Annotated in this window: 7 protein-coding genes; 3 read left to right on the top strand and 4 right to left on the bottom strand. The window is 67.0% G+C overall.

The window, feature by feature from the left end; genetic code table 11:
• From EB084_17975 to EB084_17965, 3 genes are all read right to left on the bottom strand, one after another.
• On the bottom strand, positions 1-519 hold a 519-nt coding region (locus tag EB084_17975; GenBank protein ID NDD30148.1), incomplete at its 3' end, for a hypothetical protein.
• A 99-nt stretch (positions 520-618) separates the two neighbouring features.
• Positions 619-2079 (bottom strand): protein kinase, encoded by a 1461-nt coding sequence (locus EB084_17970; protein ID NDD30147.1) that lies wholly within the window; start codon positions 2077-2079, stop codon positions 619-621.
• On the bottom strand, positions 2076-2513 hold the full coding sequence (locus EB084_17965) for a hypothetical protein (GenBank protein ID NDD30146.1): 438 nt from the start codon (positions 2511-2513) through the stop codon (positions 2076-2078). Before EB084_17965 ends, EB084_17970 begins: the two co-directional genes overlap by 4 nt.
• 176 nt (positions 2514-2689) lie before the next feature.
• Here EB084_17965 and EB084_17960 point away from each other — a divergent pair, with 176 nt between their 5' ends.
• Positions 2690-3679 carry a polysaccharide deacetylase family protein gene (locus EB084_17960; protein ID NDD30145.1) on the top strand — a complete coding sequence of 330 codons (990 nt, stop codon included), beginning with the start codon at positions 2690-2692 and terminating at the stop codon, positions 3677-3679.
• Between the two features lie 22 nt (positions 3680-3701).
• Here EB084_17960 and EB084_17955 read toward each other — a convergent pair whose 3' ends face one another.
• Entirely contained in the window at positions 3702-4658 is a 957-nt protein-coding gene (locus EB084_17955) for a hypothetical protein (GenBank protein NDD30144.1), read from the bottom strand.
• Between the two features lie 144 nt (positions 4659-4802).
• On the opposite strand from EB084_17955, the gene EB084_17950 reads away from it, so the two are divergent.
• Complete coding sequence (locus EB084_17950) at positions 4803-4982, top strand: hypothetical protein (protein ID NDD30143.1); 180 nt, start codon at positions 4803-4805, stop codon at positions 4980-4982.
• A 193-nt stretch (positions 4983-5175) separates the two neighbouring features.
• Positions 5176-5910 (top strand): hypothetical protein (locus EB084_17945; GenBank protein ID NDD30142.1); only part of this gene is annotated, 735 nt, incomplete at its 3' end.

Below are 5910 nucleotides of genomic sequence, written 5' to 3'. Positions count from 1 at the left end.
GGTTCCATCGCCCACGCCGTGGCTGTTGGGGTCGCCGCCTTGTGGGGGACCCGCGCTGTTGCCGGACGGCACGGCGGGACCGGTGCCATTCGCGGCGGCCACGACGGGCGGCCCCGTCTGCACGCTCTGCGTCTTCACCGGTGAATACCGCGCGGGGCCGGGCTTCGATTGCGGATGCGCGGCCACCGGCGCCTTCACCGGTGGAGCCACGGGTGCGGGCTGGGTTGCCTGGGGCTTCACGGGCTGCGGCGTCACGGGCTTCTGCGGCGCGGGCTGCGCCACGGGCTCAGGCGGCTTGGGCGCCACGATCTGGGTCATGGTGACCGCGGTCTCGTTGACGACGTGCAGCGTGTCGCTGAAGAACGCCTTGCTGGCCTCCTTCGGGTTGGCCACCAGGATGGCGTACGCGAACAGGAGCACGGCGTGGAGGAACAGCGCGAGAAGAACCGTGCCGTGCAGCACGTCGAACTTGAACGCAGGCTTTGGGGGCAGGGGAATGGCCTGGATGCCGCCGGCCATGTTGGGAGCAGGGTGTAGTGTGGGCATGGCTGTTCCTGTCGGATGATAGCAGAAACCCGTGACGTTGCAAAGGATCTGCGCCGGCCGCCGCGCGGTCGCTCAGAGCGGGTGCGGGCGTCCGCTGAGGAGCCCCTGATAGCCGTGGAGGGCGTTTCCCACCTCGACGCCCTGCGCCGTGATCTCGTACATGCGAAGCTCATGGCTGTGCGGGCTCGTGCGATGCTTCACCACCATCATGACGCGGCGCAGGAAGCCGTCAAGCTCGACATAGCGCTGCACGATGATCACGTCGGTGAGAAACGAGATGCCGTTGGGGCTGAACTGCAGATCGACGTAGGAGTCGACCAGCTCGATGGTCAGCATGACCGAGACTCCGAGTGCTGTCAGCGCCCCGATCGTGCGGTACAGCGACTCGCGGAAGTCCTCGCGGTTGATGGGCACCAGCGCCAGCTCGAAGCCGAGCAGCGAGTCGATGACCAGACGGCGGGCGCCAGTGCGCTTCACGGCGGCCTGCAGCTCGTGCAGCGTCTCGTCGATGGAAAGATCGAGCGGGCGCATGTAGAACATCTCGAGGCCACCAGACGCGAGCATGGCCTCGAGATGAGCGCCCTGTGGAACGGTCTTGAGGTAGTCGCTCGGGCGCTTCTCGAACACGGCGATGATGCCCGGCTCGCCGTTCTGCACCCCTTCGGCGATGAACTGCGTGGCGAGCACGGTCTTGCCAGAGCCGGACGGCCCCGCCACGAGCGTTGTGTAGCCGCGGGGGATGCCGCCGCACAGCATCTCGTCGAGGCCCGCGACGCCAGTCGAGAGAAGGCCTTCCTCTGCTGCGGGAACGGGGACGTCGACGGGTTTCGGAGTGCGGGGGAAGACCCGCAGGCCGGCGTCGCTCATCCGGAAGGTGTGCAGGCCGGGCAGCTGCCCCATGCCGCGCATCTTCTCGACCTGGATCTTGCGCACCACCGAGTTTCGCTCGACCACCTGGTAGAGCCACAGGATGCCATCGGCCACCGTGAACATGGGGTTGTCCTCGTCGTCGCGATCGAACTCGCCGAGAAGGAAGGTGGTGGCTTCCCATGCCGTCAGGTGAAGCCCGAGCGCCTGCACGAACTCCTCGATCTCCCGATTGAACCGCGCACTGCCCCGGTTGGCGCGGGTGAGGGCACGGAAGGAGTCGACCACTACGAGCCCTGGCTGGGTCTCCTCGACCTCACGAACGATGGCCTCGAGCACGCTCTTCAACCCGGATTCGGCCAGATGGCTCTGCAGGTTGACGAATCGGACGCTGTCGCCCACCTTGCGGGGGTCGAAGAACGTGAACTGCTGCTGGTAGCGCAGCATCTTGAGCGCGGGTTCGCCGAGCACGGTGAAGTAGATCGCGGGGCGCTCGCTGCTGGCGTTGTGGAAGATGATCTGATGGGCGAGGGTGGTCTTGCCGCAGCCGGGTCCGCCCGCAAGGAGGTTGAATGAGAACTCTGGCAGTCCGCCGCCGAGCACCGCGTCGAGCCCGGGGATGCCTGTCTCCAGCAGTCTGAGGGGAACTCTTGCGTCAGCGTTCATGGAACTTCCTCCGAGAAGCGGTCGGCGGGAGGGGGGGCGCCCGGCGGCCAGATGTCGTTCAGCAGGCGCCAGGCGAGCGTGGCGCCGATCAGGGAGACGAGTATCTCGACGAAGCTGCACAGCAGGGCTTCCGCCGTTCTCTGGGCAGACTCGCAAGGCACGCTGCTCAAGACTTCAACGAGGCGGGTCTGCAGGTCGGGGTCGTTCAGGGCGAGGGCCTGCAGCTCGTGATGGTCTTGTCGCTGCCGACGTATGCATCGCACCATGATGGCGCGGACACCTCCGCCGCCCAGAACCCGACCGAGATGGTCTTGCAGCCGAGAGAGAAGGCGGCCCACGGCGAGCCCCACGTCTGTGGAAGCGCTCTCGCCCGTGCCTTCCGCGGCGATCCAGCGAAGCACGGCTTCGTGGATGGTCGACTCAATCGGCTGCATGCCGCGATCTCCTCATCCCCTCACCGTGGGTGACTGAACATTGAACGCCCGCTTCGACGGGAGACAGCAATGCCATAGCGCGGGCATTCGGGGCGCTTCCCAACGGTCCTGTCGAGGAGGGAGACGCAGTCGCGCATTGACCGGACCCCGTTCGCCATGATAAAAGGGTCACAGCCATGGATTCGACGAGATGGCGCGCCACCCGACCCATTCTCTTTGTCACCGCATCTGCGCTTGCGGTGATCGGCCTGTGGCTTGGAAGCGCGCGTCTGCACGCCAGTGAGCAGGTACGCGAAGGGCTTCGTGCTCTTCCCGTTGGGGCTGCGCTCGCCGTTGCCGACGAGCAGGTTCTGCGGGCAGATCAGGACGCGGGGAAGCTTTGCGTGCGGGGGCTGCGCCGCCTGGGCGAGATGTGCGCGGCACAGGTGAGACAGGCGCGGGCCGCGGCGGTGCGGCGCAAGACGCGCACGGCGTTCGACGCGCTGGCGTGCGGCGGTCGGGTGCTCAGCTTCGTGCGGGTCGGCGATCGACGCATCGCGCTCACCCTCGATGACGGCCCCTCGCCCGCAACGCCGCGCACGCTCGAGATTCTCTCCCGTCACGGGGTGCGAGCCACGTTCTTCCTGGTGGGGCGCAACGCCGCGCACTATCCTGCCCTGGTGCGCCGCATCCGCGAGGGCGGGCATGAGATCGAGAACCACACCTGGTCGCACGAGCTCGGGCGGCCCTACACGCCAACGCAGTTCACGCGCTCGACCCTGCGCCATCAGCTCGACGAGGTGAGCCGCACCGATCGGGGCCTGCACGAAGCCACGCGCTTCCTGCGCGCGCCCGGTGGCCTCTTCGGCCCCTGCGGCGTCACCATCGAGGCCGCGCGAGCGCTGCACAAGGTTCTCGTCAACTGGGACGTGTCTGGCGACACCCCCGGTCGGGGACGTGTTCATGACGGCCACATCACAGGCCTCACCCCGCGCCAGCTGCTGGCCGCTTATGAGAGCCGCGTGACGAAGGGGTCGATCATCCTCATGCACCCCGAGAACCGCCGCGACGCTCCGTACACCCTTGAGATCCTCGACCGCTTCCTGGTCGACATGCAGCACAAGGGCTATCGGTTCGTCACCCTCGACGAGATGCTGCTGCCCGAGTCGCACCCCGCCCGCAAGTAGCGCAGGCGATGATCGTCTTGCGTCAGCCCACCTGAACGACAGGTGCGTGTGGCGGAACTTCCGCCGCCGCCTCGGCCGCGCTCTGGGCGGTGCCGAATGCGTGGTTGCACAGTTCCGCCAGGCGGTAGGCCGAGATGGCCAGGTTCTGGTTCATCATCTGCTCGATGCCCGCAAGTCGCTTGTCGTCGGCGGCCACATGCTCACCGGGGGTGAACTCGCCCCACACCTGCTGCGCTTGAGCGCTCAGATCCTTGACCCAGTCCTGCGGGTTCTGGTCGTTCACCTGAGCGATGTACCGCTCACGCGGGTACTGCTGCTGAATCTGTTGCGCGCGGCTCTCGACATAGGCGCGGCTGCTGGCGTCGAGCGGTTCGGAGATGAACTTGAAGTTCTCCTCGACCTTGCCATTGGCGGTCTTGTGGGCCCCGCCCGCGTCGAGCAGGCCGTGTAGGTTTCCGGTGAAGTGGCTGTTCGGGTCATAGGTGACCTCGAACTTGTTGCCACCTTCGTCACCGTTGGGGAAGCGAGCAGAGTAGTAGTTCACGGCGTGGGCGGGCTGCGCGCCGACGTCGCCGAACATGTGCGCGGTCCAGCGCAGGGCGTTGGCCTTCAGATCGTCAGACGTCTTGGGGTCTGCGAGAATCTTCTCCTGCGAGGCCAGCCAGTCGAGGCCGTTTGGAGACGAGGGCTTCTTGCCAGCCGTGTACTTCGGGTCGCCGATGGGCTGGTTGTAGAAGTGGTTGTAGCCCTTTGCGTCGGCGCCGGGGATCTGGCGGACATCGTGCTTGTAGACGTCGGGATAGGTGGCGGCCGAGGGCACGTCGTTGTCGCGCTTGTCGGTCTTGTACCCGCCCTCCTCAGGGTTGTTCGGGTTGTGGATGAGCGCGCTGACGCGCTTCTGCACCTCGGGCGTCATGTTGTTGTACGCCATCTGGAACAGGATCATGTGTCCCGTCGCGTTCACGTGCGTCTTCTCCACTCACAGGTCTCTTGTCTACGAGCGTAACGCCGTGGCCGCGTCGGTGGGTTGCCGGGATGTTATCAGATGGCCGGAGCGCTGCTGCGCGGTGTGAACGCCAGTGGTGCCACGTCTGGCGCCGGTGCCGCCGGGAGAGGGGACCCGGTGCAACTGCCAGAGGTCGCTGCAGACATATTGCCGAGGGTTGCGAGGCTTGTCCCCCACGGTGTCGTGGTGGACCCGCACCGTGCGCCCCCGTTCGCGCAGCTCCGCACCAATGTCCCCCACGGTGTCGTGGTGGACCTCGGCTTGTCCCCCACGGTGTCGTGGTGGACAGACAGGTAATTCGCCGAGCTGGGCACCGAACGATTCTCATCTGCCCCCCGAGCAGGGTGCAGTTGCTTTGCGTCGGGCTCACTGGTATTGTGAAGGGCGGGTCTGTTGCCCCGTGGCGACAGCAGCGTGCGACCTGTGAAGGCTTTCGCGTGGAGGGTCATCGCCCGCACTGTGCGCGTGCGCAAGAGAGGAGCCTGTCTAGGTGGAACCTGGACCATCGAGACGCGAGGGCGCGTCGCCCCGCGCTGTCGTGGCTCGGGTTGCGGTGAGCGCGCTCGTGCTGGGGATCGTGCTCCGGTCGCTCGATCTGACCGCTCTTGCCACCATTCTGCGCCAGGCGTCTCTCGCGCAGGCGGCGATGGGGGCGGTGATGCTTGCGGCGTCGGTGGCGCTTGCCGGGCTCATCTGGTATGCCGTCATGCCGTCGGGTCGTCGCTTCGTGACCGTGGGCGTGGCGTTACGAACCACCATCGTGGGGGCGTCGCTCAACGCCGTGCTCCCCACAACGGGACTGGCGGGTGATGTGCTTCGCGGCTACGTGAGCCTGCGTGCCGGGGCCACGCCCCTGGAGGCAGCGGCGAGCGTTGTGCTGGCCCGATGGAGCAGCCTCACGGCCCTGTGGATCGCCGCCTTGCTGGTGTGTCTCGGGGTGCCACGGGAAGATCCCCGCGCGCTGCAGGTCGCCGTGGGCGCCGCCGTGTTCCTGAGCGCCGTGGTGGGGGGCGTGAGCCTGGCCCTGTGGGCCCCGTCACGGGTGCCCGTGCGCCGCGTGGTGGAGCATCGCGTGATGGGGGTGTCGCTCTCCGCGCTGTCTGACGCCTTTCGCGGGATTCTCGGCGATCCGCCGAGGCTTGCGGCTTCGCTGGGGGTGGCCCTCCTCGCACTCGTGCTGGAGGGGATGTCGCTCTACTTCGTGGCGCGGTCGGTGGGCGTCGGG

The sequence above is a fragment of the Pseudomonadota bacterium genome (assembly GCA_010028905.1).
Taxonomy (GTDB): domain Bacteria; phylum Vulcanimicrobiota; class Xenobia; order RGZZ01; family RGZZ01; genus RGZZ01.
The sequence above is the reverse complement of the archived record's forward strand: the minus strand, read 5'-3'. Positions and strand labels throughout refer to the sequence as shown.

Coding starts and splice junctions, on each gene's coding strand:
- EB084_17970 (NDD30147.1), bottom strand. CDS start 2,079: ATGAACGCTGACGCAAGAGTTCCCCTCAGACTGCTGGAGACAGGCATC.
- EB084_17965 (NDD30146.1), bottom strand. CDS start 2,513: ATGCAGCCGATTGAGTCGACCATCCACGAAGCCGTGCTTCGCTGGATC.
- EB084_17960 (NDD30145.1), top strand. CDS start 2,690: ATGGATTCGACGAGATGGCGCGCCACCCGACCCATTCTCTTTGTCACC.